The organism is Pseudomonas psychrophila, assembly GCF_001043005.1.
Lineage (GTDB): Bacteria > Pseudomonadota > Gammaproteobacteria > Pseudomonadales > Pseudomonadaceae > Aquipseudomonas > Aquipseudomonas psychrophila.
Map to the genome: position 1 here is coordinate 560101 of NZ_JYKZ01000002.1, position 24398 is coordinate 584498.

21 protein-coding genes are annotated in these 24398 nt (G+C 58.8%); 8 read left to right on the top strand and 13 right to left on the bottom strand.

Annotated elements, in window-relative coordinates:
- Positions 1–30: 30 nt before the first annotated feature.
- From TU76_RS08745 to TU76_RS08755, 3 genes are read right to left on the bottom strand one after another with little or no spacing between them, the layout of a single operon-like run.
- Positions 31–903 (bottom strand): rhomboid family intramembrane serine protease, encoded by an 873-nt coding sequence (locus TU76_RS08745; RefSeq protein WP_019822459.1) that lies wholly within the window; start codon positions 901–903, stop codon positions 31–33.
- Positions 900–1871: a metallophosphoesterase gene (locus TU76_RS08750; RefSeq protein WP_019822457.1), complete on the bottom strand. Its 972-nt coding sequence runs from the start codon at positions 1869–1871 to the stop codon at positions 900–902. Before TU76_RS08750 ends, TU76_RS08745 begins: the two co-directional genes overlap by 4 nt.
- The gene (locus TU76_RS08755; protein ID WP_016780735.1) at positions 1871–2761 is read right to left on the bottom strand and encodes an NAD(+) kinase; all 891 of its coding nucleotides are present in this window, start codon (positions 2759–2761) and stop codon (positions 1871–1873) included. The genes TU76_RS08750 and TU76_RS08755 overlap by 1 nt, the downstream gene beginning before the upstream one ends.
- 110 nt (positions 2762–2871) lie before the next feature.
- Here TU76_RS08755 and TU76_RS08760 point away from each other — a divergent pair, with 110 nt between their 5' ends.
- Together TU76_RS08760 and TU76_RS08765 are read left to right on the top strand one after the other, a co-directional pair.
- Positions 2872–3828: a DUF1853 family protein gene (locus TU76_RS08760; RefSeq protein WP_048351469.1), complete on the top strand. Its 957-nt coding sequence runs from the start codon at positions 2872–2874 to the stop codon at positions 3826–3828.
- A gap of 94 nt (positions 3829–3922) precedes the next feature.
- Positions 3923–4471, top strand: coding sequence for a cytochrome b (locus TU76_RS08765; RefSeq protein ID WP_019822450.1), 549 nt, complete (start codon positions 3923–3925; stop codon positions 4469–4471).
- A gap of 77 nt (positions 4472–4548) precedes the next feature.
- On the opposite strand, the gene TU76_RS08770 is transcribed toward TU76_RS08765, so the two are convergent.
- Positions 4549–5463, bottom strand: a complete 915-nt coding sequence (locus TU76_RS08770; RefSeq protein ID WP_048351470.1) for a 1-aminocyclopropane-1-carboxylate deaminase/D-cysteine desulfhydrase — start codon at positions 5461–5463, stop codon at positions 4549–4551.
- A 174-nt stretch (positions 5464–5637) separates the two neighbouring features.
- Here TU76_RS08770 and mrdA point away from each other — a divergent pair, with 174 nt between their 5' ends.
- Positions 5638–7533 carry a penicillin-binding protein 2 gene (gene mrdA, locus TU76_RS08775; protein ID WP_048351471.1) on the top strand — a complete coding sequence of 632 codons (1896 nt, stop codon included), beginning with the start codon at positions 5638–5640 and terminating at the stop codon, positions 7531–7533.
- Between the two features lie 70 nt (positions 7534–7603).
- On the opposite strand, the gene TU76_RS08780 is transcribed toward mrdA, so the two are convergent.
- Positions 7604–9646, bottom strand: a complete 2043-nt coding sequence (locus tag TU76_RS08780) for a c-type cytochrome (protein WP_048351472.1) — start codon at positions 9644–9646, stop codon at positions 7604–7606.
- A 391-nt stretch (positions 9647–10037) separates the two neighbouring features.
- Between TU76_RS08780 and TU76_RS08785 the strand changes: the two genes are divergently transcribed.
- Positions 10038–11033 carry a GlxA family transcriptional regulator gene (locus TU76_RS08785; protein ID WP_019822443.1) on the top strand — a complete coding sequence of 332 codons (996 nt, stop codon included), beginning with the start codon at positions 10038–10040 and terminating at the stop codon, positions 11031–11033.
- Positions 11034–11164: 131 nt separating this feature from the next.
- Here TU76_RS08785 and TU76_RS08790 read toward each other — a convergent pair whose 3' ends face one another.
- Together TU76_RS08790 and TU76_RS08795 are read right to left on the bottom strand one after the other, a co-directional pair.
- On the bottom strand, positions 11165–12406 hold the full coding sequence (locus TU76_RS08790; RefSeq protein ID WP_403212633.1) for an MFS transporter: 1242 nt from the start codon (positions 12404–12406) through the stop codon (positions 11165–11167).
- Positions 12407–12717: 311 nt separating this feature from the next.
- Positions 12718–13929, bottom strand: a complete 1212-nt coding sequence (locus TU76_RS08795; protein ID WP_046808835.1) for a M24 family metallopeptidase — start codon at positions 13927–13929, stop codon at positions 12718–12720.
- Between the two features lie 517 nt (positions 13930–14446).
- Between TU76_RS08795 and TU76_RS08800 the strand changes: the two genes are divergently transcribed.
- Positions 14447–14884 carry a YqaA family protein gene (locus tag TU76_RS08800; RefSeq protein ID WP_019822435.1) on the top strand — a complete coding sequence of 146 codons (438 nt, stop codon included), beginning with the start codon at positions 14447–14449 and terminating at the stop codon, positions 14882–14884.
- A gap of 19 nt (positions 14885–14903) precedes the next feature.
- Here TU76_RS08800 and TU76_RS08805 read toward each other — a convergent pair whose 3' ends face one another.
- The 5 genes from TU76_RS08805 to TU76_RS08825 form a co-directional block, all read right to left on the bottom strand.
- On the bottom strand, positions 14904–15890 hold the full coding sequence (locus TU76_RS08805) for a hypothetical protein (RefSeq protein ID WP_019822433.1): 987 nt from the start codon (positions 15888–15890) through the stop codon (positions 14904–14906).
- Between the two features lie 422 nt (positions 15891–16312).
- Positions 16313–17179 carry an ABC transporter permease gene (locus TU76_RS08810; protein ID WP_048351474.1) on the bottom strand — a complete coding sequence of 289 codons (867 nt, stop codon included), beginning with the start codon at positions 17177–17179 and terminating at the stop codon, positions 16313–16315.
- An 18-nt stretch (positions 17180–17197) separates the two neighbouring features.
- The gene (locus TU76_RS08815; protein WP_048351475.1) at positions 17198–18058 is read right to left on the bottom strand and encodes an ABC transporter ATP-binding protein; all 861 of its coding nucleotides are present in this window, start codon (positions 18056–18058) and stop codon (positions 17198–17200) included.
- A gap of 5 nt (positions 18059–18063) precedes the next feature.
- Positions 18064–19083 (bottom strand): ABC transporter substrate-binding protein, encoded by a 1020-nt coding sequence (locus TU76_RS08820; RefSeq protein WP_048351476.1) that lies wholly within the window; start codon positions 19081–19083, stop codon positions 18064–18066.
- A 26-nt stretch (positions 19084–19109) separates the two neighbouring features.
- A complete protein-coding gene (locus TU76_RS08825; RefSeq protein WP_019822426.1) occupies positions 19110–20006 on the bottom strand; it encodes a TauD/TfdA dioxygenase family protein in 897 nt (298 codons plus the stop codon).
- A gap of 266 nt (positions 20007–20272) precedes the next feature.
- Between TU76_RS08825 and TU76_RS08830 the strand changes: the two genes are divergently transcribed.
- Positions 20273–20710: a hypothetical protein gene (locus TU76_RS08830; RefSeq protein WP_019822424.1), complete on the top strand. Its 438-nt coding sequence runs from the start codon at positions 20273–20275 to the stop codon at positions 20708–20710.
- A gap of 119 nt (positions 20711–20829) precedes the next feature.
- Here TU76_RS08830 and TU76_RS08835 read toward each other — a convergent pair whose 3' ends face one another.
- Positions 20830–22014, bottom strand: coding sequence for a sugar transporter (locus TU76_RS08835; protein WP_019822423.1), 1185 nt, complete (start codon positions 22012–22014; stop codon positions 20830–20832).
- Between the two features lie 310 nt (positions 22015–22324).
- Here TU76_RS08835 and TU76_RS08840 point away from each other — a divergent pair, with 310 nt between their 5' ends.
- Together TU76_RS08840 and TU76_RS08845 are read left to right on the top strand one after the other, a co-directional pair.
- Positions 22325–23383, top strand: coding sequence for an aromatic ring-hydroxylating oxygenase subunit alpha (locus TU76_RS08840; RefSeq protein ID WP_048351477.1), 1059 nt, complete (start codon positions 22325–22327; stop codon positions 23381–23383).
- 64 nt (positions 23384–23447) lie between these two features.
- Positions 23448–24398 carry a PDR/VanB family oxidoreductase gene (locus TU76_RS08845; protein WP_048351478.1) on the top strand — a complete coding sequence of 317 codons (951 nt, stop codon included), beginning with the start codon at positions 23448–23450 and terminating at the stop codon, positions 24396–24398.

Sequence of the window (24398 nt, forward strand, 5' to 3'; positions counted from 1 at the left end):
CCATCGCAGCCTGCGGCAGCGACTACAGAGTTAAGCCATCTGTTTGCGCCGCGCCCACAGACCGCCCAGCAAACCGGTCAGGCACCCAATCACCAAACCGCCCACATGGGCCGCGTTGGCGATCTGGCCAAAGCCGATCATCGACACCAGCCCGGACATGCATAGCGCCAGCCACACCAGCATCATCACCAGGACCCCGCGAGGCAGGTGATACAGGGGGTTTGGCGCCATCATCTGGTAAATCCAGATATGCCCCAGCAGCCCGTACAACACTCCCGACAACCCGCCAAACAGGCTCGGGCCACCAAACAGGTACTGGGCGAAGTTGGATACCAGGCTGAACAACAGGCTCAAGCCAATCAGGTTGATGCTGCCCTGACGCACTTCAATGCGCCGCCCCAGCTCCCAGAACCACATGCCGTTCATGGCAATGTGCAGAAAGCCGAAGTGGATCAACATCGGGGTGAACAATCGCCACCACTGCCCCGACGCCAAGCTGTCGGACAACGGGACAAACTGGATGTACTGGCCTCGAATGCTGAAATCGAGAAACGTCAGCCCGCTCAGGGCCGACAAGTTGTCCCCCAGTTGGGTCACTGCAGCGACGATTACACACAGCAGCAAGATGATCCCGGTGGCCGGGCTGGCACGCAGTTGCTGGGCGAAACCGGGCCGGGGCATGGCTGCCGGGCGCTCAACGATGGGCAATTCGTGCTCGGGGTCACCCACAGGAAAACGCTGGTACAAACTGCGCACATCGTCGGCGATGTTCTCTGGCGCCCACAACACTTGCTCGCCCGCCTCTTCGCTGACCCGATGCGGTACTTGCATGCGCCTGAGCAACGCGACAAAACCGCTCAGGTCGACGGACAGCGGCAAACGTAAAACAGCTACAGCACTCATTGAATGGCCTCTGGGCGATCTACATTCACCCATACAAATTTGTTCGGATCGAGCCGGGTTTCCTGATCCAGGCGGTAAGCCACCAGCTTGCCGTACAACACCGCGCTGTAATCCAGGCACGCCAGGTTCGGCCGGATTGGCGCAGGCCGACCGCTGCGCCAGTAGTGGCCGACAAACAACAGCGGCTCATCAATGCCGTAGCGCAACAAGGCACTTTTCTCAGTGGAGGACAGCGGTTGTTGCGCCACCCGATCGGGCAATGCGTCAGGCTGGAACACGATATCGCCGTAGGTCTTGGGGTCGTCTTCCCAGAATTTGGTGCGAAAGAACGCCCTCGTCAGACCATCACCACCTGTCAGGGTCATGCCGCCCGGCAAACGCATGTCAGTGCCGCGCAACAATCGATTGAAGCTCAGGTCGGCAAAGCTGCCCGACACCCCGGCCGCCGTCAAAAAAGCCTCATCAATGCAGCCTTCGGGGTATTGCTCGCGCAGGGTCGCAATCACTTCGGCGTCCCAGCATGCGTGCACGACCCGGAAGCGCCCGGCGTCGACAAACAGCGGCATGTCGTAAAACCACTGCACGAACTCGCGCCATTCGCCGGGATACTTGTCGAACTGCTCCAGTGTTTCGTGAATCAGTCGGGCATGGCGCGGGGTGTGCTCACGCACAAACTGCTTGCCACTGCCGGCAGGCGCGGGTGTGCACCAGCCCAATGCGTTGAATTCATGGTTGCCCATCAGGCACAGGGCCTGACCGGCCTTGACCATGTCGTAAACAATATGCAGCGACTCGCGAATACGCGGGCCGCGGTCAATGATGTCACCCAGGAACACCGCCATCCGTTGCGGGTGTCGCCAAATACCGGCGAGTTTTCGATAGCCAAGACGCTCCAGCAGGTGCTCAAGGGTATGAGCACAGCCATGCACGTCACCGATCAGATCGTAACTGCGCGCTGGATCGAGCATCAGTCAGCCCTACCGCCCAGTCGGCTACCCCAGCCAAGCTTGGTCCGACACACCTCATAGTAGTTGTGGTCCAAGGGGTGAATCAGGCGCAGCTTTTGCGCTTTTTTGCTGACGGTGATGGTGTCGCCCGGAGCACAGGTGAAATGGTTCTGACCGTCGCACGAGACTTGCGGGTAGATCTGCATGTCCTTGGCCACCACGATTTTCAGCTCACTGTTGCCATCGACCACAATCGGGCGACTGCTGAGGGTATGTGGGTACATGGGCACGATCACAATGGCGTCGAGTTTGGGGTGCATGATCGGGCCGCCCGCAGACATCGCGTAGGCCGTAGAGCCGGTTGGCGTGGCCACGATCAGGCCGTCGGCCTTTTGGCTGCACACAAACTGGCCGTCGATATGCAGTTCGAACTCGATCATGCGCGTGGACTTACCGGGGTGCAGCACCACGTCATTCAGGGCGTCGCCCTGACCAATGGCTTCGCCATGACGTCGAACCTCGGCTTGCAGCAGAAAGCGGTTTTCAACCAGATAGTGACCGTCGAGCACTTCAGCCACTTTGACTTCCAGCTCATCGGGACGGATATCCGTCAAGAAGCCCAGGCTGCCACGGTTGATGCCCAGCACCGGGACGTTGTGTCGGGCCAACGCGCGGGCGGCGCCCAACAAACTGCCATCGCCGCCGACCACAATCACCATGTCGCAGACTTCGCCGAGCATTTTGCGCGACGAGGTTTGCAAGCCATGACCGGGCAACACCTCGGCGATGGTGTCTTCGAGGATCACGTGCATGTGCCGCTCAAGCAGGAATTTTTTCAGTCGGCGAACCGTGTCGAGCACTTGCGAGCTGCCCAGACGACCTATGATGCCGATATTACGAAATTGCTCCATGGGGCTCCTGCGGGATTCAATGCGTGCGAAAACAACGATTATGGGCGAAAGACGACGATAGACAAAACCCTTTCAGCCCCCGGCGTCTGGCAAACAGCTATGCTCGCACAATGACACTCTTCCCCGACTTGCTTGACCTGCCCCATCAATTGCGCCACCCCGAGGTGCGCGATCTGGCGTGGGTGATTCTCGCCCCGCCAATGCTGAGTCGCACTCCCTGGCCACAGCGTCATCCACTGGCAGGCAGCGACTGGGTAAACGCTCCGCAGCAACTTGAACACTGGCTGCGTGAACTGGACCAGTGCAGCGAGCCGCTGCTGCACTGGCTGGCACTGGCAACCACCCGGCGCCTGGGGCGCTACTACGAACGTCTATGGCAATTTGCGGTGCAGCACGCCCCAGGTGTTGAGTTGATTGCTGCCAACCTGCCAATCCGTCTGGGCGGGCACACCTTGGGGGAACTGGACCTGTTGCTGCGGGACCGCGACGGCGTGCATCACCTGGAACTGGCAATCAAGCTCTACCTCGGCCCCCAGGACGGAGACGGCACAGACCACGGCCAATGGCTCGGCCCCGGCAGCAATGACCGGCTGGACCGCAAGCTCAAGCACTTCAGCCAGCATCAGCTACCCATGTCCAGCCGCCCCGAAAGCCGCGAAGTCCTCGCCAGCCTCGATATCCAGACGTTTAGCGCACACCTGTGGCTCGGTGGCTATCTGCTTTACCCGTGGCCGGGGCAGTCACAGCCTCCGGCTGGCGCCAACCCGCAGCACCTGCGCGGAAGCTGGCTGCATCAGCGCGACTGGCCGGCGTTTGTGCGCCAGAGTCCTGCCGGGTGCTGGCAACCCTTGCCCCGGCATGCCTGGCTTGCCCCGGCACACTATGGCCCTGAAGGTATCTGGACGGCGCAGCAGCTGGACGTGTGGCTTGCCGAACTGCATCCCCAGGCACCGGCCCAGCTGTTGGTCCGTCTGGTGCCAAACAATGACGGCGACTGGGAAGAAGCCGAACGTTTATTTTTAGTGTCCGACCTTTGGCCAAATGTGCCGGGCAACCCTGAAAGCTGACGTATCTCAGTGCGAAATTACCCAACTCGCTTAAAGTAAAGGTACTCCGTCGCACAAGAACGGAGGCTTCAGACCTGAACTGTGAGGAAACACCATGTCCTGGAAAAGCACCGCCCACCACTACAGTCGAATGTCCATCGCCCTGCACTGGCTTATGGTGCTGTTGTTTGTACTGATTTACGCCGCCATTGAGTTTCGCGGGATCTTTCCCAAGGACAGCGACGGCCGCAACCTGATGAAAGACGCGCATTTCATGCTCGGCCTGACGGTGTTCGCGCTGGTCTGGCTGCGCCTGCTGGCCCGAACGCTGGGCGTTGCACCGAAAATCACCCCCACCCCTCCCGCCTGGCAAACCGCGTTGGCCACACTGATGCACTGGGCGCTGTACCTGTTCATGATCGCCATGCCGGTACTGGGCTATCTGGTGTTGAGTTACAACGACAAACCGGTGTTTTTCTACGGCTTCGACATCCTGCCACTGACCGCCAAGGACCCGGACTTCGCCAAGCAGATCAAGAGCTGGCACGAACTGGGCGGCACCATCGGTTATTGGCTGATCGGTTTACACGCAGTTGCAGGGCTGGCGCACCACTACTTGATCAAGGACAACACCCTGCTGCGCATGCTGCCTGGACGCGGTTAAACCTGCAGGAGCGGGCTTGCGCGGCAAAACGCAGCGCGAGCAAGCCCGCTCCCACATTGATCCTGCATTCCGGGTGATTACGCAAACCCCCGGCGGCCTTGCAAGCCGCCGGTGTGGACAAACACCAGACGCATCCCCCGCGCAACGACCCCTTCCTTGACTGCCTGCTTCAGGGCCATCAACGCCTTGGCTGTATACAATGGCTCCAGCGGCAACCCACTGGCCGCTTCGCTGTCATGAATAAACCCCAGCAAATCGTCATCGACCCTGGCAAAACCACCGCGACTGGCTTCTATCAACTGAAAATTGCGCTCCGTTGCCCCGCCCGCCTGCAAAATGGCCTCCACCTGCGGCGCGACACCGTGATCCAGTGGCACCGCCAACGCGCCATACACACACCGCACGCCCTCCTCGCCCAGCACCAGCCCGGCCAGAGTCGTACCCGTGCCAGCCGCCAACCACCAGCCGTCGTAATCATCCCAGCTAACATCCGACAGTTGACGGCGCACCATGTCCACCAGCGGCCGGCATCCCGAGGCTCCCGCCAGCCCGCCACCGCCCTCGGGCACCTGATGCAACTTCGGGTACATGGCCTGCCAGGACTGCCAGAAGCCGGGTTCATGGCGGGCCCGATAACCGGCAAAACCCAGCCAGTGCAACTGCATGCCATAACGCTCAAGGTCCATCGTGGTGGGGGTTTGCTGAGGATGACCGCGCAACAGCCCCACGGTGGCAAAGCCAAAACGCTTACCGGCTGCCGCCAGGGCATGCAAATGATTGGAATGGGCGCCCCCCAGGCTGATCAACCCCTCAGCCCCTGCTGCATGGGCCGCCAGCAAGTGCTCGGTGAGCTTGAACCACTTGTTGCCGCTGATCAGCGGATCGATCAGGTCCAGACGCAGCACCGCCACCTCCACCCCTGCCTGTTCCAGCCAGTCAAGGTGCAGGCGCTGCAAGGGCGCATGGGGGTGCCAGTTGATCAAGGGCAGCATTAATGGGGGCTCCGTTTGAAAAAGTGCAGTTTACAGCCACAACAGCCCGTCGGCTTTCATATACAAGCCACCCAATAAACTGACTCGACATCAGGCTTCTTGGTAAGGTGTGCGCCGAATTTTGTAGCCTGGCTGGCTGCTGCTATCTGTTGACTTAAGCGAGACACCCCACTCATGCCCGAACCGATCCCTCTTAAAGATCACGAAAGCGAAAAACGCCTGGTCAATAAAAGACTGATCGCCTGCGCGGGGCTAGTACTGGCTATCAGCTGCGCGCTGATCGGCCGTATGTATTTTTTGCAGGTCACCGAGTTTGACTACAACTCGACGGTCTCCGAGAACAACCGGGTACACGTGCTGCCCATCCCCCCTGAACGCGGTTTTATCTACGACCGCAATGGCGTGCTGCTGGCCGATAACCAACCCAGCTTCAATATGACCATCACCCGCGAACGGGCCGGCGATACCGCCAAAGTGCTGGACTCAGTGATCAGCATCCTGCATTTGCCTGTAGAAGACCGTGCGGTATTTGCCAAGGCCATGAAGCAGGCGCGCCACCCGTTTGATCCCTCCACCCTGCTGTACGAGCTGAGTGAAGACCAAATCGCCCTGCTGGCCGTGAATCAATTCCGCCTGCCGGGTATCGATGTCGAGGCACAGTTCGTGCGCCATTACCCCCAGGGTGATCACTTTGCCCATTCGGTCGGGTATGTGGGGCGAATCAACGAAAAAGAAGCCAAGCAACTGGATGCCACCCAGTACCGGGGCACGCAGTCCATTGGCAAGACCGGCATCGAACGCTTTTATGAAAATGAACTGCACGGCAAGGTCGGCTTTGAAGAAGTCGAAACCAACGCCCAGGGCCGGGTCATGCGCGTACTGCGCCACACCGATGCCGTGGCCGGTAAAAACATCGTACTGAGCCTGGACATCAAGCTGCAGGAAGCTGCCGAAGAAGCCCTGGGCGATCGTCGTGGCTCGATCATTGCCCTGGACCCGAAAACGGGCGAAGTGCTGGCCATGGTCAGCAAACCCAGCTTCGACCCCAACCTCTTTGTGACCGGCATCAGCTCCAGGGACTATTCGAGCCTGCGTGATTCCATCGACAAGCCGCTGTTTAACCGGGCCTTGCGTGGCCTGTATGCACCCGGCTCGACGATCAAGCCCGAAGTGGCGATTGCGGGTCTGGATAGCGGCGTAATTTCCGCCTCCACGCGGGTGTTTGACCCCGGCTATTTCCAGTTGCCCAATGTCGATCACAAATACCGCAACTGGAACCACAGCGGCGATGGCTGGGTGGACTTGAACGCGGCGATCATGCGCTCCAACGACACCTACTTTTATGACCTGGCCTCCAAACTGGGCATCGACCGCATGCATGACTACATGGCGGAGTTCGGGCTTGGGCAGAAGGTGTCCCTGGACATGTTTGAAGAGTCGTCCGGCCTGATGCCGTCCCGTGAGTGGAAGCGCAGCACCCGTCGCCAGGCCTGGTTCCCCGGTGAGACTGTCATTCTGGGGATCGGCCAGGGCTACATGCAGGTCACCCCCCTGCAACTGGCCCAGGCCACCGCACTGATTGCCAACAAAGGGGTATGGAATCGTCCGCACCTGGCCAAAACCGTTGACGGCACGCCGCCAGTGGATGAGCACCCGATCCCCAATCTGGTGCTGCGTGATCCCCGGGATTGGGATCAGGTTAACCACGCCATGCAACTGGTGATGCACGACCCGCGCGGCATCGCCCGGGCAGCGGCCCAGGGTGTGCAATACCGGATTGCCGGCAAAAGTGGTACTGCGCAGGTGGTGGCGATCAAACAAGGCGAGCGTTACAACCGCCTGAAAACCGCCGAGCGCAATCGCGACAACGCCTTGTTTGTGGGCTTTGCGCCGGCGGAAGATCCCCAGATCGTGATTTCAGTGATGATCGAAAACGGCGAAGCCGGTGGCCGGGTGGCGGGTCCCGTGGTGCGCAAGGTGATGGACGCCTGGCTGCTGGACAACCAGGGCGTGCTAAAACCGCAATACGCCAGCCCCCAGGTCAAGGCGCACACCACACCGCATGTTTGAACAGCGGCCCTCACCACGCCTCTCCTTCCGGGAGAGGCGTGGTGAGAGGCTTTTGCTATTGCTCTAGCTCTTAATACCGTGCATCTACCGGTTTTCCGCCTTTGGGCCAATCCTTGGCCTTGTCGACAAAGTCAGGCCGTGGCTGATGGGAGAAGTACTCAGCCACATCCACCGCTTCCTGATCCGATAACCCGCCCTGCCCCAGCGGGAATTTTTCGTGGAAACCGATCGGCATGTTGCGTTTGACGAACGCCGCCGCCGTGTACGTGCGTGCCATGCCCGCGCCGATATTGAACGACTCGTCCCCCCACAACGGCGGGTACACAAAGCTGCCGTCGGCATGCTTCAGGCCCTGACCGTTGTCACCGTGGCACACCGCACATTGCTGCGCATAAATCACCTTGCCGTTTTCAGGATCGGGCTTGATGTTGGGATCAACCTTACCCACGCCCCGACCTGCCACCTTGTCGCCCGCGACGGTGTTCATTTTCATCCAGTCAAAATACGCCACCATCGCCTGCATATCAGGTGAAGCCACCGGCAACGGTTTGCCATCCATCGAACGGCGAAAACACCCATTGATCCGTTCTTCCAGCGTGACCTCCTTGCCCGCACGCGGCGCATAGCTTGGGAAAAAAGCCGAAACGCCCACAAACGGCGAACCATCAGCCACGGTACCCGCGTTCAAGTGGCAACTGGTGCAATTAAGCGCATTGCCGACGTTGTCCGGCAGCAGCGCTTTGGTTTGCAAGTGCAAGCGCATGCCGCGCACCACCTGATCGGCATTGGCGGCGCTGAGCAAATTGGCCAGTCGCGGCGTCACAAATGCGCTCTCGTCAGTGGTTTGAGGGTTGAGCTGCTTGCGCATCCTGGCCACTTGCGCGGGTTTGATCGCCGGGGCGTCATTACCCCAACTGCTGCGCACAAAACTCAAAATTTCAGCCATTTCATCATCCGCCAGCCGCGCGAACCCTGGCATGGTGTAAACCCGTGGGTGCGTCGCGGTTTGCGGGGTTTTCCAGCCGGTCAGGGTAATGTGCAGCAGCGTAGTGGGGTTGGCCGCCACGATCCCCGGATTGCCGTTCAACGGCGGGAACATGCCTTTGACACCGCCTCCATCCGGGCGATGGCAATCGGCGCAGAACTGCGTGTAGCCCAAGCCGCCACGGCTGGTAAATAGCGTGTCCGGCGCCTTGACCGGTTCGATCGCCACAGCGGGCATCGGCAAATCATCCTTGCCCGGTGGCAGCGACTTCAAGTAACTGGCGATGGCGGTCAAATCCGCGTCGGTGAAGTGCTGGGTACTGTGATGAATGACGTCGGCCATGTTGCCCGAGACCGTGGCAAACCGGTTTTGCCCGGTTTTGAGCAACTGCACCGTGTCCTCTACCGTCCACAGGTTGCGCAGACTCAAGGCGCGCCACTCTTCCACGGTTTCACCCGCCAGGTAGTGCTTGCCACGACTGCCCCCATCGTCCATAGCCTTTTCCTGGAAGGCGATACCCCGAGGCGTGTGGCAGGAACCGCAATGCCCCAGCCCCTGCACCAGATAAGCACCCCGGTTCAGCTCGGCACTTTTACCGGGGTCGGCAACGAACGGCTGATGATCGACAAACGCCCAGTTCCACAGCGCCAGGCCCCAGCGCTGATTGAACGGAAAGCCCATGTCCGCTTCAATATTCGCCATTTTTACTGGCGTTACGTCCTGCATCAAATAGGCGTAAAGCGCGCGCATATCCTCTTCGCTCATCTTGGCGTAGGACGGATACGGCATGGCCGGGTAGAGGTTCTGCCCCGCAGGTGTCACGCCTTCGCGCATGGCCCGGTCAAATTGCTCAAAGCTGTACTGACCGATGCCGGTCTCGGGGTCTGGCGTGATGTTGCTCGAATAGATCGTACCCATCGGCGTTTTCAGCTCCAGCCCACCTGCCATCACAGCCCCTCCCTGGGCGGTGTGACAGGCTATGCAGTCGCCAAGCCTGGCCACGTACTGGCCCCGCTCGATCAGGGATTTTTCGGGGACAGGGGCCGTTGTCGGCTCACCGGCCTGCACCTGAACAGTGCAAAACAACGTCAGGCCGACCAGCGCCAGACGTGGGAAAGTAGAAAGCATCGCGTTATTCCTTTAAGGCGTCGATCTGGGGTGATCCCCTCGAAACGGGCCGTGCTGGTATTGTTATTGACTCCTCACACAGGGGTTGTACTGGCTTTTAAAGGCGGGGCGTTTGACCAGGGTCATGGCCGTGGCAACAAGGTCGCGCGAGCGCTGGTGGCACGTATCACAAGCGCCGCCAGAGCGACTGGCCCGCAGGCCTTGATCGCCACTGGGCCTGTATCGGCAATAAATTTTTGCCGTAATAACAAGCTGTTATCTGCTGGCACAACAAATGCTTTCTTACCCCCAAAGCACAGAACCTTGTATCGCCAGCCCCGACCTGGAGATGCAACAACCTGCGTGAACCCCGACGCTAAACGCGTCCGGGGTCATCTAGAGGAGCGTAAGGATGGCAACGCCTGTTACAGCGTCACCGATCAACATGCCCACGGTAAAAACCGTGGGCTTTCTGGTGATACCAAACTTCACCACCATCGGTTTTGCCTCAGCCATCGAAACCCTGCGCATGGCCAACATGGCCGCTCGCTGTGAAATGTTTCGCACCGTGATCATCGCCCCCACCCTGGACCCGGTCACTGCCAGCAATGGCATGCGCATCCTGCCCGACCATGTGGTGGGTGAGACGCCAAAACTGGACATTTTGCTGGTGGTGGGCTCAAACCCCATCGTGTCCCATCTCAGTAGCCGGCCGGTGCTCAACTGGTTGCGCAAGCTGGCCCACGAAGGAGTTGCGCTGGGCGGAATTTGCACCGGAAGCTACTGGCTTGCCCGCGCGGGTTTGCTCAAGGGGTATCGCTGCACCATTCACTGGGAAGACATCGAAACCCTCAAGGACCATTTCCCGGGGATCATTATTTCCAATCAGCTATTTGAACTGGATCGCGACCGCTACACCTGCTCGGGCGGCGTGGCGTCGATGGACATGACCCTGCAACTGATCGCTCGCGAGCCGGGAGGCCGGGAAATCGCGGCCCATGCTGCCGAACTGCTGCTGTGTGACCGGGCGCGGGGAGCGCAGGAGCAGCAACGGGTGCCGCTGCGCCAGAAGCTGGGGACCTCCCAACCCAAGCTCAGCCAGGTGGTAGCCATCATGGAAGCCAACCTTGAAGAGCCGGTCAGCCTTGAAGACCTGGCGCGCTTGAACGAGGTGTCGGTGCGTCAACTGGAGCGTCTGTTTCACAAACACTTGCAGCGCACACCGAGCCAGTATTACCTGGAACTGCGCCTGGCCAGAGCGCGAAGCCTGTTGCTGCGCAGCGAGTCGCAAGTACGCGATATCGCCCTCGCCTGCGGCTTTGTCTCGGCGGCACATTTTTCGAAATGTTATAGCCGGTTGTTTGGGGTTTCGCCGATTGGCGAGCGCAAGCAAGTGGCGTTGCACTGAGCCCTGCCCACAGGCCAAAAAACCTGTGGGAGCGGGCTTGCTCGCGATGGCTTTGACGCGGCCTGACAATCAGTGCGCATCGATGCAATCGCGAGCAAAACCGCTCCCACAGGCGTATTTCAGCGGTGTATTTAGTCTTGCAACGCGGTGTGCGCTGTTTCGCGACTGGCCAGCATCGCAACCAGCGCCACCGCAGCCGCTGCCAGCAAATACCAGGCCGGGGCCATTTTGTTGCCGGTCATATGAATCAGCCAGGTGGCAATAAACGGGGCAGTCCCGCCGAACACCGCGTTGGCCACGTTAAAACTGAAGGCAAATCCGCTGAAACGGACCCGGGTCGGGAAAATCTCGGCCAGGAAACACGGCAAGGTGCCGTCGTTCATGGCCAACATCGCGCCGAAGGCAATCTGAATCATCAGAATTACCAGCAGCGACGGGTTGCCAAGCATCCCGAACAGCGGAAATGTCAGCAGCAAAAACAGCACCGACGCGGTGACCAGCATGGTCTTTCGGCCATAACGGTCAGACAGCGTGCCCATCAGGAAAATCAGGCCGATATAGGTCGCCAGCGACACTGTCGAGGCGGTAAATGAATCACTCTCGCTCATGCCCATTTCAGTCGACAGATAGGTCGGCATGTAGCTGAGCAACAGGTAGAACGCCACGGCGTTCAGGCAGGTCACGCCAATCCCGATCATCACTGCCCGACGATGCACGGTCAGCAATTCACGGACCGGTGCATGGGTCGCACACTCCTTGGCTTCAAGCCGCTGCTCCATTTCCAGGAACTTGGGTGAGTCCTGTAAATGCACCCGGATATAGCGCCCTACCAGACCAAAGGGGGCCGCCAGTAAAAACGGCAAACGCCAGCCCCAGTCATGAAGGTTTTCGGCAGTCATCAAAGCGTGCATTCCGGCAACAAACATCGCGCCAAACAGCAATCCTGCTGCAGTGCTCGCGGGCACAATGCTGGTGTAAAAACCGCGCTTGCCCTCGGGCGCGTATTCGGCCAGGAACGCCGAGGCCCCCGCATACTCCCCCGACGCTGAAAACCCCTGCATCAGGCGAATCAACAGCAGCAACGCCGGGGCCCACAATCCGATTTGGTTGTAGGTGGGCAGAATACCGATGCAAAAGGTCGAGAGGGTCATGATCAGAATCGACCAGGACAAGGCACTGCGCCGTCCGTACTTGTCGCCAAAATGACCCCAGACCAGACCACCGATGGGGCGCACGATAAACGACAGGGCAAATACCGCGAAGGTCGCCAGCAGCCCTGTTGTGGTATCGGTTTGGGGAAAGAAGGTCAGCGCAATGACAGTAGCCAGGTAACCATAGGCTGCGTAGTCAAACCACTCGACAAAGTTGCCCATGAAGCTGGCCGTCGCAGCACGTCGCAAGGCCTTGCGCTCGCTGAGGCGCTCCGTTTTCTGCTCGAGGGTCAGAGGTAAAGAAAGGCTTGGACTTGGGATACTCATTGAGCACCTCCGGAGAAAGAGATGCTGGGTTGGAAAACGGCAAGCGACGTCGGGACGCGGGACATGACAGATACCCTCATTGTGTTCTTTTTGGCAGGGGTAAACAGGTCAGAAAACGCTGCGTAATCTGCGTACGCATGCGCTGGTATCGGGCTTGGCAATTTTGTGGGAGCGGGCTGGCCCACTCCCACAGGGGCAACGCAACTCTACTTCTTGATGATGTTGTGCTGCGGGCCGTACGGGAAATGAGTAATGTTCTCCCCGCCCTGTTCGTTGACGATCAGGATGTCATGCTCGCGATACCCGCCCGCACCCGGACGACCTTCGGGAATCATGATCATCGGCTCGATGGACACCACCATGCCCGGCTCCAGCACCGTGTCGATGTCTTCACGCAGCTCCAGCCCGGCTTCGCGGCCATAGTAATGGCTGAGAGTGCCAAACGAGTGGCCATAGCCAAAAGTGCGGTATTGCAGCAGGTCATGCTCCAGGAAGATTTCATTGAGTTGCAAGGCGATGTCCGAGCAACGCATGCCGGGCTTGATCAGTTTCAGACCGGCCTCATGCACCTGGACGTTAACTTCCCACAGCCGTAAATGTTCGTCCGAGCAATGATCGAGAAACAGGGTGCGCTCCAGCGCCGTGTAGTAACCGGCAATCATCGGGAAGCAGTTGAGACTCAGAATGTCGCCCTTGTTCACTTTGCGGCTGGTCACCGGGTTGTGCGCACCATCGGTATTGATCCCCGACTGGAACCAGGTCCAGGTGTCCATTAGCTCGGAATCGGGAAAGGTACGGGCAATTTCCCGCACCATGGCCTGGGTCGCGTGCAGCGCCACTTCATATTCGGGCACCTGATCACGCAGCGCTTCCACGATGGCCGCGCCGCCAATATCGGCGATCCGTGCACCGTGGCGAATAATGGCGTGTTCTTCGGCTGACTTGATCATGCGCATACGCATGCACGGCGCGCCAATATCCACGAGCTCGGCCTGGGGGTAACGGCTGGCGAGCTTGTCGCGATTGAGCAGGTTCATGTGATCGAACTCGATCCCGATGCGACCGGCCTTGGGCAGCGCCTGCTGGATCGCGACAAAGTAGTTATCGCGCTGCCAGTCGGTATACACAATGTTGTCGGTGCCCATGGTCCGTCGCCACGGCTGGCCGCCATCAATATTGGCGCTGATGGTCACCGCACTGTCCTGAGTCACCACCAGCGCATAGTTGCGGCCAAACGAGCAGTACAGGAAATCGCTGTAATAGTTGAGGTTGTGATAGGACGTGAAGACCGCAGCGTCGATATTGTTCTGCGCCATATAGACTCGCAGCTTCGCCTGACGGTTGGCGTACTCCTGGGCCGAGAACGTGGGAGAGACCTTTTCACCGTTTTTGATCTGAATGGTTTTCGGCATTTGCATGTCTTGGGTCCTTGTCTGTGATCGAGCATCAGAAGCCGCCAGAGGGCGAGTCGTTGAGGATCATTCGAACAGATACAAGAACGGCTTTTTTGTGCGAATCCGACCTGTAGTTGATCAGATCCGCTGTGTAAACCTGCCCCCATTGCTTGACTCACAAAACAGCCCAACTTGACCCAGCGGCTACAGGTTTCGTCGTCAACTGCGCGTCGTAGCAGTTGACGAGTAGAACGAGGCTACGTTCGATCGCGAAGCGGTCGCAAAACCGGTAGACGCGGTATGCCTGATAAGCCGTGAAAGCTGATGTTACGACGGCTACGTCGGGGTGCCGCATCACGCCGCACGCAGCCTCGTTCTACTCGTCAGCTGCTACGGATCGCAAGTACCCTTTTGCGCGCAGCCACTAGAGGAGCGCGTTTGACCGGCAACAGAGTAGCTACAGCTTAATTAAGCATTTGTCTCTCGACGCTGAAGCCTTAAAGTACCCGCCCCTGAATAACAGACTGCAGGCGAAGTTCGCGTGTTTGAATTAACCAGCTATTTCGGCCTGTTCCTGGCGGCATTCGGGGCCGCGTCACTCCTGCCCATGCAATCGGAAGCCGTGCTGGTCGGCATGCTCCTGTCCGGCAAGTACGTCGCCCTGACACTGCTGGTCGTGGCCACCCTCGGCAATGTCCTGGGTTCAGTGTTGAATTGGGTATTGGGCCGCTCGGTCGAGCGCTTTCGGCACAGGCGCTGGTTCCCGGTCAGCGAGCAAAAACTCGACAAGGCCCGCGCGTTCTATCTGCGCTATGGCCGATGGTCGCTGCTGCTGAGCTGGGTGCCGATAATCGGCGACCCGCTCACCATGATTGCCGGCATCATGCGCGAACCGCTATGGAGTTTCGTGCTGATCGTCACCCTGGCCAAGGGCGCCAGGTATCTGCTGTTGACGGCAGTCACGCTGGGCTGGACGTAAGCGACCAGCCCGCACTCACTCAAACCGGGCTTGCAGTGATGCGTTGCTCCATCACAGGCGGGTATTCAGGCAGCCAGGATAGCGGCATCAGTTGATTGTATTTTTGATAGAACGAGGACTGAATCCGGCCGCGAATCTGCTCCAGCTGTTCAATCAGATCCACCAGCGCTTGCTGCTGCGAGGCCAGACAAATTTCATCCTCAGCCACATCGCTGTCGGGCAATGTGATTGCCTGCAGCGCAATACGTTCACTGAAGTAAGCAGGCACTCGTCGACCATTGCGATGCAATTGGTTTTCGGCGCGATAGCATTGAACCAGCCCGGCCAGGATCATTTCGGCCTTGTTCAAACCGCTGGCCATCCGCGGCTTTACATTGCGCTTTTCGTCCAGGGCCGACTGGTAGCTGACCAGTTGCTCATTGCACGCCAGAACATCCGACTCAAGCTTTTCAAGAAACTGCTGCTTGAGCGCCATCAGTTCATTGCGCACGTCGGCAATCTCGTCCTGATAGATCCCCAACGCTTGATTGCGGCGCTTTTGATGTTTTTCGAATCCCGAGTGATGCTCTGCCTTGTAGGCACACAATTCAGCCTCGCGCTCGCGCACGCTGTACTCCAGGCGCTGCAGCCGTATCGCGTAATCGCTCACCAGGCTGTCTATGGCACGTTCGAAATCCTGGTCAACCTGTATACAACGGCTCACCGTAGCGCCGATATCCAGTGCATCCAGCCGGTTTTGAACCGCAGTGAGCCGCGATTCGGCCCATGCCAGAACCTTTTCTCGCTCCAACTCAAGGGTCACACGGATGGTCTCTTCAGTCGCCGTCAGCCGGGTTGCTTCCTCAGGGGGATAGCCCTGCTCACCGTGGCGCCGGGCTTGCTCAACGATGTTGAGATCCCGTTTCAGGTGTTCAAACTCAGGCGGGACAAATAAAGGATTGCCAGTACGCTCGCGACTGCGATCAGCCTGCTCCAGAATGTTCATCAGTTTTTTGAATAACTGCATGGCGTTCGCTCCGAAAAAGAGGTCGTGAAGCCAAATCACCGATTTGAACGTAACGGCCGAGCTTGAAACTCGCCGCAATCGTCAGTGCCATCAAGCGATTCCGGGAAAATTCAGGAGATACATCAAGGAAGCAGCGAGGTGAGGATGATGCCTGCATCAAGCAGAGCGTGATCCGTGATCCCGACAGCAAACACTTAGGGAATAACCTTAGTGTCAAAATCATGCCAACGCCTGCCATGAATGACAAGCAATAAGTAGCACATAGCCATCAATCACGGGCATACGCTTGAAAAACGGGGATTTTTTGCGTTTAAACGACAACGTTTTTGCCGCAAGAACGGGCCAGAAAGTACAAAGGCCTGAAGAATCAGGCCGGCGGGAAATAATCCCGGAGCGCCTTCAAGCGCTCCGGGTTTTGCACATCAGCGCTGCATGCCCCAGCGCTTGACCGTGACCCGCTCAAGGGTAGCGAACACCAGGTTCTCCACCAGCAAACCGATCAGAATCACCACCGCCAGCCCGGCAAACACCTTGTCGGTGTACAGCTCGTTGCGGTTCTGGAAGATATACCAGCCCAGGCCGCCCTTGCCGCTGGTGGCGCCGAACACCAGCTCGGCAGCAATCAGCGTGCGCCAGGCAAATGCCCAGCCGATTTTCAGACCGGCGAGGATCGATGGCAGCGCTGCAGGGATCAGGATAAACAGCACGAAGCGAATGCCTTTCAACCCATAGTTGCGCCCGGCCATGCGCAGGGTTTCCGAGACGCCGAGAAAACCCGCATACGTGTTCAGGGCCAACGCCCAGAGCACCGAATGTACCAGCACGAAAATCAGGCTGTTCTGCCCCAGCCCGAACCACAGCAATGCCAGTGGCAACAGGGCAATGGCCGGCAACGGGTTGAACATCGACGTCAGGGTGCTCAGCAAATCACGACCCAACTGGGTCGAAACCGCCAGCGTGGTGAGCGCAAACGCCAGAATGATCCCGATCAAGTAGCCCTTGAGCAGCACCACCATGGAAATGCCCACTTTGCTCAACAACTCGCCGCTGATCAAACCGCTATACAGGGCACTGCTGGTTTGCAGGAACGTGGGTAACAGCAGATCGTTGTTCTGGTAACGCGCAACCAGCTCCCAGAGCACGGCCAGGACTATCAGAATCAGGCTTTTACGTAACCAGCCATGCTGCCAGAGCCGCTGCCCGAGGGGCAGTTCGCGCTCCAGCGGTACCGTCAGCAACGGCTCCAGGACCACTTCATACTCCTGGCGTACAGATGATGATTGGCTCATCGGGCAATCCTCCACGGCTCAATAAGCGATACGGATATCAGCGAAATTCAGGGGTTGTTCGTCAGTGCCTGCATCGGGTTCATCGAACAGCAGCCGATGAATGCGCCGCGCCGTGTGCTGGAACCCCGTACCGCCCAGGCTGTGCAGGTCGTACTGATGGCTGTTGATTTCAGCGCGCACACGACCCGGGTGCGGCGACAGCAGCAAGATCCGGTTACCGACTACCAGCGCCTCTTCGATGGAGTGCGTGACAAACAACAAGGTAAAGCGCACCTCCTCCCAAAGCAGCAGCAACTCTTCCTGCATCTTGCGTCGGGTCAGGGCGTCGAGTGCGGCAAAGGGCTCGTCCATCAACAGGATTTTCGGCTGCATCGCCAAGGCCCGGGCGATCGCCACGCGAGCCTTCATGCCACCGGACAAGGTGTGCGGGTAAGCATCGGCAAATGCAGCCAGGCCGACCTTGTCCAGATAATGCAGTGCCCGCTCCTCGGCTTCGCGCCGTGGCAGGGTTTTGGAGGCCAGCAAAGGGAACATCACGTTTTGCTTGACCGTCTTCCAGGGCGGCAGTTGATCGAACTCCTGGAACACCACCATACGGTCCGGCCCCGGCGCGGTGACGGCCTGGCCCTGGAGGCGGATCTGCCCCTCGCACGGTGTGTGAAACCCGGCGACTGCCTTGAGCAACGTCGACTTGCCGCAGCCCGAAGGGCCAAGCAGGATAAAGCGGTCCGCCGGATCGATTTCAAAACTGACCTGATGGGTTGCCCTCACCACACGTTGCGGCGTGCGGTACTCAAGGCTTACCTGATCGACCGACAACAGGGCAGGCCCTGTTGCGTTCAAGTGGCTGGCCGTGTGGCCTTGCACGGAGGCGTTCATGGCTGTCAGCTCCCCTGCAGCGGTTTGGCGTCCTGGAAGAAGTAATCTTTCCAGGAGTCGGGTTTGTTTTTGATCGCGCCAACGCGGTACAGAAACTCAGCCAGTGGGTAAGTGTTTTTCGGCGTCACGCTGAACTCGTACTCCGGGGTGTCGATGATCTTCAGCAACTCGTCGCGATCGACTTTGGACTTGGTTACACGAATGTATGTGTCAGCGGCAGCAGCCTTGTCGTTCTGGGCAAACTCGGCCGCCTCGGTCAACGCCTCGACGAAGGCCTTGTAGGTTTTAGGGTTGTCGTTACGGAACTTCTCGGTGGCAAACAGCACGGTCGGTGAGTTGGGGCCGAGCAAGTCGTAGGTATTGAGCACCACGTGTACGTTGGGGTTTTTCAGCGCCTGATCCTGGAACGGCGGGTTGGAAAAATGCCCGCTCAGCTCTGTACCACCGGCAATCAGCGCAGCCGTGGCATCAGGATGGGGAACGGCGATGGTGTACTTGTCCAGCCGGTTGAATTCCTTGTCGCCCCATTGCTTGGCAGCCGCGTATTGCAAGAAGCGTGACTGCACGGAAACACCCACTGCAGGCACGGCAATGCGGTCCTTATCGGAGAAGTCGGCAATGGTTTTGACGTTCGGGTTATTGCTCAGCAGGTAGTACGGAAAGTTGCCCAGCGATGCCACGGCCTTGACGTTCTGCTTGCCGTGGGTGCGGTCCCAGATAGTCAGCAGCGGGCCAACCCCGGCGCCGGCAATGTCAATGGAACCGGAAAGCAAGGCATCGTTGACCGCCGCTCCGCCGGACAATTGAGTCCAGTCGACCTTGATGTCGATGCCCTCCTCCTTGCCGTGTTTCTCGATCAGGTTTTGATCGCGCACCACGTTGAGCAGCAGGTAGACAATGCCGAACTGTTCGGCGATACGGATCTCGCCTTCGGCATGGGCCACGGTAGGTGCGACCAGGCTGCCGGCAAGCAGACTCAAGCCCAGGCCTACACTGGCAGCGACGGTTTTGAATGATTTGGGCATGGTTATGCTCCTTGAAATAGGGACGATCAGTAAGGGGCATTGCCCTGAATGGTGGTGCGATAGAGCTTGCGCCGCAGATGGCTTGGGCATCCGGCAGCGAGATGGATCAGCGAACGGTTATCCCAGAACACCAGGTCATGGGGCTGCCATTGATGGCGGTAGATGTTTTCAGGCAGCACGCTGTGGGCGAATAGCTCTGCCAGCAACTGGCGGCTTTCATCCTCGGGCAGACCTACGATGCGAGTCGTAAAACCCTCGCTGACAAACAGGGCCTTGCGGCCATTTTCCGGGTGGGTCCGTACCACCGGATGCACCACCTCGCTGACCTGAGCCAGTTGCTCCGGGGTCAGGGTCGGGCGCCAGTTGCCTTCAAATTTGGTTTCGCTGTAGCGCGCCGTATACGAATGCGCGGCCGAGCGGCCCTCCACGGCGCTGCGCAAGGCTTGCGGCAGGCCGTCCCAGGCTTTGTGCATGTCAGCGAACAGCGTATCCCCGCCTTCGCTCGGCAGCTCCTGGGCATGCAGCATCGAGCCCAGGCTCGGCAGCTCTTTATAGGAAAGATCGGAGTGCCAGAACTTACCCGCATCCCCCAAGCCGATGGATTGGCCGTTCTCGATAATATTGGAGACGATCAGAATTTCCGGGTGGCCGGTGAGCAGAAACTGCTTGAGCACATGAATCTGCAAGATGCCAAAACGACGACTGAAGGCGATCTGTTGCTGCGGGGTAATGCGCTGATCGCGAAACACCACCACGTGATGCTCCAGATGCGCGCGGTGAATGCGCGCAAAATCCTGGTCATTGACCGGCAACGCCAGATCAAGCCCGATGATTTCGGCACCCACGGCACCGCTGAACGGGCGGATTTCAAAAGACTGGGGGGCGATGCTTACAGCAATCGCAGAGGCAGACGGTGCAGACATAAATCACTCCCACGCAGAGCACACCCAATGGCGCGCTGATCGATCAGAAACTCACGGAGGTCCCGTGTTGGTTCATTTCGTGCGGCGCGTCGATTGGTCGACCTGTACGCAGGGGTATGACTTTATAGGTATAAGAAATTTAATTTAAATACCGTTAAGGAATAAGCATATGACCTGTGATCCGGCTTATTTCGCTCCACGGCCTAAAGCACTGATGCGCCCTGCCGATGGACTTGAATGGCATAAGGTTTAAAGGACGAATCGACATGGTCGGCAGCATCAATCCCTTGGCATCCAGCCTGAATATCCAGAGCGTGGCCAGCACTGCATCCAGCAAGGCGCCGGACAGCAGCGCCGTGAGTGACGCCAGCACCACGGCCACCGAGCAGGTCAAGCCGCGAGCGTCCAGGGGCGCCAATGCAGCACCTGCGCCAGACAGCAATGACGACAGTTCAGACACGGTCAAGCAGCTGAAAAAACAGATCGCGCAACTGCAAAAACAGCTCCAGCAGCAGATGCAGGCACTGCAAAGCATTCAGGCCAGCGACCAGAGCCCGGACGCCAAGGCCGCTGCCGTTGCCGGGGCCCAGGCACAAGTGACGGCGACCACTGCGGCGCTGCAAGCGGCCACGGCCGCATTGCTGCAGGCACTGACAGCCCAGGGCAGCAGCGGCTCGGGGTCGATGGTCAGCACCAAGGCGTGAGCTTTAGGGCAGGCGCGCAGAGCGCCTTATAGATACTTAGGTGGGAGTGAGCCTGCTCGTGAATGGTTATAGCGAGCGGCTTGCCCCCACGGGTGAAGCCACTCTGCAGCCGCTGAACCTCAGGTCGGTAAACCGCTACGCTGTAGCCGGTATACGGTCCAGGCGTAGAACACTAGCGCCAGGCCCGCCAGCGAGCCCCCCGCCAGCCCGATCCAGGCAAAGCCAAAATGGCTGCCAACCGAACTGCCCAGCAGTGCACCGCCGCCGATCCCGATGTTGTAAATCCCCGAGAACATTGCCATCGCCACATCGGTTGCATCGGGCGCCAGCGTCAAAACTTTGGACTGCATCGCCAATCCAAAACCCATGATCGCCATCCCCCAAATGATGCTCAGCACACCCAGGGACTCAATCCAGTTGCTGGCCGGCAACATCAACAACAGGCTAAGCGCGATCAAGCCCACTGCCGTCAGCAGAAAGCCTTGGGGGTTGTACTTGTGGAACCAGCTGAAACACAGGGAGCCGATAATCCCTGCCCCACCGAACAGCAGCAGGATCAAGGTCACAGTGCTGCCGCTCATGCCGGCCACCCCTTGCACAAAGGGCTCAACGTAGCTGTAAGCCGTAAACTGAGCAGTAATCACCACAGCGGTCAACACATAGACCGCCACCAGCGCAGGTCGCTTGAACAGCACCGGCAGGCTTCTGAGTGAGCCCGAGTTCTGGCTCGGCAACAATGGCAGGGTTTTGGCCAGCCAAAACACCAGCAACGCGGCCAGCCCGGCAATGACAACAAAGGTGGTGCGCCAGCCCATGGCTTCACCCAGCAAGCGACCCAAAGGGACGCCCATGACCATCGCCAGCGACGTACCGGTTGCCAACAAACCCAGCGCCTGTACCTGCTTGCCCTCTGGGGCCAGCCTTACCGCCAGTGACGCGGTAATCGACCAGAACAGGGCATGAGACAACGCTACCCCGATCCGGCTTAACAGCAGGATGCCAAAGTTTGTCGCCAGGCTCGATAACACATGACTGGCGATAAACAACCCGAACAGCACGAGCAACAACTTGCGTCGCTCGACGTTGCGGGTCAGCAGCATGATCGGCAGCGATGCCAGTGAAACCACCCACGCATAGATGGTCAGCATCAGTCCGACCTTGGCAGTGGACAGATCAAAACTGCTGCCAATCGCACTCAACAACCCCACAGGTACAAATTCGGTGGTGTTGAACACGAAAGCGGCCAGCGCAAGCGCGATGACCGGTTGCCAGTTGGCAGTGGAGGTAGAAGTGGGGTTGGTCATTTAAAGAATGCACTACTCGCTATCGATGATCTAACAAGCCCATGACACGACCGCCCTTGCAGACCCTTCGAGCCAGAACCACGCAGACGGTAGTTTATAGCCTTCTCAAGGGGCTGTTGATGAACATCTGCTCTTGCTCTGAAAATTTTTAATGGATCCACTGAAGTAACTCATATTTTTATTTTGTGTTCGGTAATCGCCAAAATAACCCAAAAAACCCAATAATCCATCAATGTGAAATTGACTTGAAAGATCTGGATACCGCCTAATGGATCCATAAAAGCAATAACACCTGATCTGGAGATTGGTCATGTACCCAAAAAACACCTGGTATGTCGCATGCACCCCCGATGAAATCACCGACAAGCCTTTGGGCCGGCAGATTTGCGGCGAGAAAATGGTTTTCTATCGCGGCCACGAAAACAAAGTCGCCGCTGTCGAGAACTTTTGCCCGCATCGCGGTGCTCCCCTGTCACTGGGTTATGTCGAGAACGGCAACCTGGTGTGCGGCTATCACGGACTGGTCATGGGCTGCGACGGCAAAACCGTCGAGATGCCCGGACAGCGGGTACGCGGTTTCCCGTGCAACAAGACCTATGCCGTGGTCGAACGCTACGGCTTTATCTGGGTATGGCCCGGCGATCAGGATCAAGCCGACCCTGCCTTGATCCACCACCTGGAGTGGGCGGTGAGCGATGAATGGGCCTATGGCGGCGGCCTGTTTCATATCGGTTGCGACTATCGCCTGATGATCGACAACCTGATGGACCTGACCCACGAAACCTACGTACACGCCTCCAGCATTGGCCAAAAAGAAATCGACGAAGTCGCCCCGACCACCACGGTTGAAGGCAACGAAGTCGTCACGGCGCGGCACATGGAAAACATCATGGCCCCGCCGTTCTGGCGCATGGCATTGCGCGGCAACAACCTGGCCGACGATGTGCCGGTGGACCGCTGGCAGATTTGCCGCTTTTCGCCACCCAGTCATGTGTTGATTGAAGTCGGGGTCGCCCACGCGGGCAAAGGCGGCTACCACGCAGCCCCCGAGTTCAAGGCATCGAGCATCGTGGTCGATTTCATCACCCCTGAAACAGACACTTCAATCTGGTACTTCTGGGGCATGGCGCGCAACTTCAACCCTCAGGATCAGGCTCTCACCGCTACGATCCGCGAAGGTCAGGGCAAGATTTTCAGCGAGGACCTGGAGATGCTCGAACAACAGCAACAAAACCTGCTGGACCACCCGCAACGCGCATTGCTCAAGCTCAATATCGACTCGGGCGGCGTGCAGTCACGCCGCGTCCTGGACCGCATCATCGCCAGCGAACGCACACCCGAGCCACACCTGATCGCCATGGCGCAGTAATTCCCTGACGGGGGCGAGCGCACGTGGGCCAGCCCCCTCAATGGCAACGCTTTGAGGAAGCAGCATGATTGATGTGGTGGTGGTATCACGCAACAACGAAGCACAGGGCATTTGCACCTATGAACTGGCCAACGTCGATGGCAGCGCCCTGCCCGCGTTCAGTGCCGGTTCGCACATTGATGTGCACCTGCCCGGCGGGCTGATCCGCCAATACTCCCTGTGCAACCATCCTGACGAACAGCATCGCTACCTGATTGGCGTGCTCAAGGACCCAGCTTCACGGGGCGGCTCGCAAAGCCTGCATGAACACATCAAGGGTGGCGATCGTCTGCGCATCAGCGAACCGCGCAACCTATTCCCGCTGGTCCACGAAGCCCGCCGCAGCTTGCTGTTTGCAGGCGGGATAGGGATTACCCCGATTTTGTGCATGGCAGAACGACTCGCCCACAGTGGCGCAGATTTCGAAATGCATTACTGTGCCCGCTCCAGCGAGCGAGCGGCTTTTGTCGAGCGCATCCGCAACTCGCCTTTTGCTGACCGGGTGTTTTTGCATTTCGACGAGCAGCCAGAAACCGCCATGAATACCGCTCAGGTACTGGCCAACCCGCAGCCCGACACCCATTTGTATGTGTGCGGGCCCGGTGGTTTCATGCAGCATGTTTTAGACAGCGCACGCGCTCAGGACTGGCAGGAAAACGTCCTGCACCGCGAGTACTTCGCCGCCGCCCCGGTTGACAGCAGCAACGATGGCAGCTTCTCGGTCAAGGTGGGCAGCACCGGCCAGGTCTTCGACATTCCGCCCGACAAAACCGTGGTTCAGGTCCTGGAAAGTCACGGCATCGATATTCCCATGTCGTGCGAACAAGGGGTCTGCGGCACATGCCTGACCCGCGTACTTGAAGGTGTGCCGGATCACCGCGACATGTTTCTCACCGAAGAGGAGCAAGCCTGCAACGATCAGTTCACCCCGTGCTGTTCGCGCTCGAAATCGCCCATGCTGGTGCTGGATATCTGA

Excerpts from the sequence above, each read along its gene's own strand:
- TU76_RS08745 (WP_019822459.1), bottom strand. The coding sequence starts at position 903 with ATGAGTGCTGTAGCTGTTTTACGTTTGCCGCTGTCCGTCGACCTGAGC.
- TU76_RS08750 (WP_019822457.1), bottom strand. The coding sequence starts at position 1,871 with ATGCTCGATCCAGCGCGCAGTTACGATCTGATCGGTGACGTGCATGGC.
- TU76_RS08755 (WP_016780735.1), bottom strand. The coding sequence starts at position 2,761 with ATGGAGCAATTTCGTAATATCGGCATCATAGGTCGTCTGGGCAGCTCG.
- TU76_RS08760 (WP_048351469.1), top strand. The coding sequence starts at position 2,872 with ATGACACTCTTCCCCGACTTGCTTGACCTGCCCCATCAATTGCGCCAC.
- TU76_RS08765 (WP_019822450.1), top strand. The coding sequence starts at position 3,923 with ATGTCCTGGAAAAGCACCGCCCACCACTACAGTCGAATGTCCATCGCC.
- TU76_RS08770 (WP_048351470.1), bottom strand. The coding sequence starts at position 5,463 with ATGCTGCCCTTGATCAACTGGCACCCCCATGCGCCCTTGCAGCGCCTG.
- mrdA (WP_048351471.1), top strand. The coding sequence starts at position 5,638 with ATGCCCGAACCGATCCCTCTTAAAGATCACGAAAGCGAAAAACGCCTG.
- TU76_RS08780 (WP_048351472.1), bottom strand. The coding sequence starts at position 9,646 with ATGCTTTCTACTTTCCCACGTCTGGCGCTGGTCGGCCTGACGTTGTTT.
- TU76_RS08785 (WP_019822443.1), top strand. The coding sequence starts at position 10,038 with ATGGCAACGCCTGTTACAGCGTCACCGATCAACATGCCCACGGTAAAA.
- TU76_RS08790 (WP_403212633.1), bottom strand. The coding sequence starts at position 12,406 with ATGGGCAACTTTGTCGAGTGGTTTGACTACGCAGCCTATGGTTACCTG.
- TU76_RS08795 (WP_046808835.1), bottom strand. The coding sequence starts at position 13,929 with ATGCAAATGCCGAAAACCATTCAGATCAAAAACGGTGAAAAGGTCTCT.
- TU76_RS08805 (WP_019822433.1), bottom strand. The coding sequence starts at position 15,890 with ATGCAGTTATTCAAAAAACTGATGAACATTCTGGAGCAGGCTGATCGC.
- TU76_RS08810 (WP_048351474.1), bottom strand. The coding sequence starts at position 17,179 with ATGAGCCAATCATCATCTGTACGCCAGGAGTATGAAGTGGTCCTGGAG.
- TU76_RS08815 (WP_048351475.1), bottom strand. The coding sequence starts at position 18,058 with ATGAACGCCTCCGTGCAAGGCCACACGGCCAGCCACTTGAACGCAACA.
- TU76_RS08820 (WP_048351476.1), bottom strand. The coding sequence starts at position 19,083 with ATGCCCAAATCATTCAAAACCGTCGCTGCCAGTGTAGGCCTGGGCTTG.
- TU76_RS08825 (WP_019822426.1), bottom strand. The coding sequence starts at position 20,006 with ATGTCTGCACCGTCTGCCTCTGCGATTGCTGTAAGCATCGCCCCCCAG.
- TU76_RS08830 (WP_019822424.1), top strand. The coding sequence starts at position 20,273 with ATGGTCGGCAGCATCAATCCCTTGGCATCCAGCCTGAATATCCAGAGC.
- TU76_RS08835 (WP_019822423.1), bottom strand. The coding sequence starts at position 22,014 with ATGACCAACCCCACTTCTACCTCCACTGCCAACTGGCAACCGGTCATC.
- TU76_RS08840 (WP_048351477.1), top strand. The coding sequence starts at position 22,325 with ATGTACCCAAAAAACACCTGGTATGTCGCATGCACCCCCGATGAAATC.
- TU76_RS08845 (WP_048351478.1), top strand. The coding sequence starts at position 23,448 with ATGATTGATGTGGTGGTGGTATCACGCAACAACGAAGCACAGGGCATT.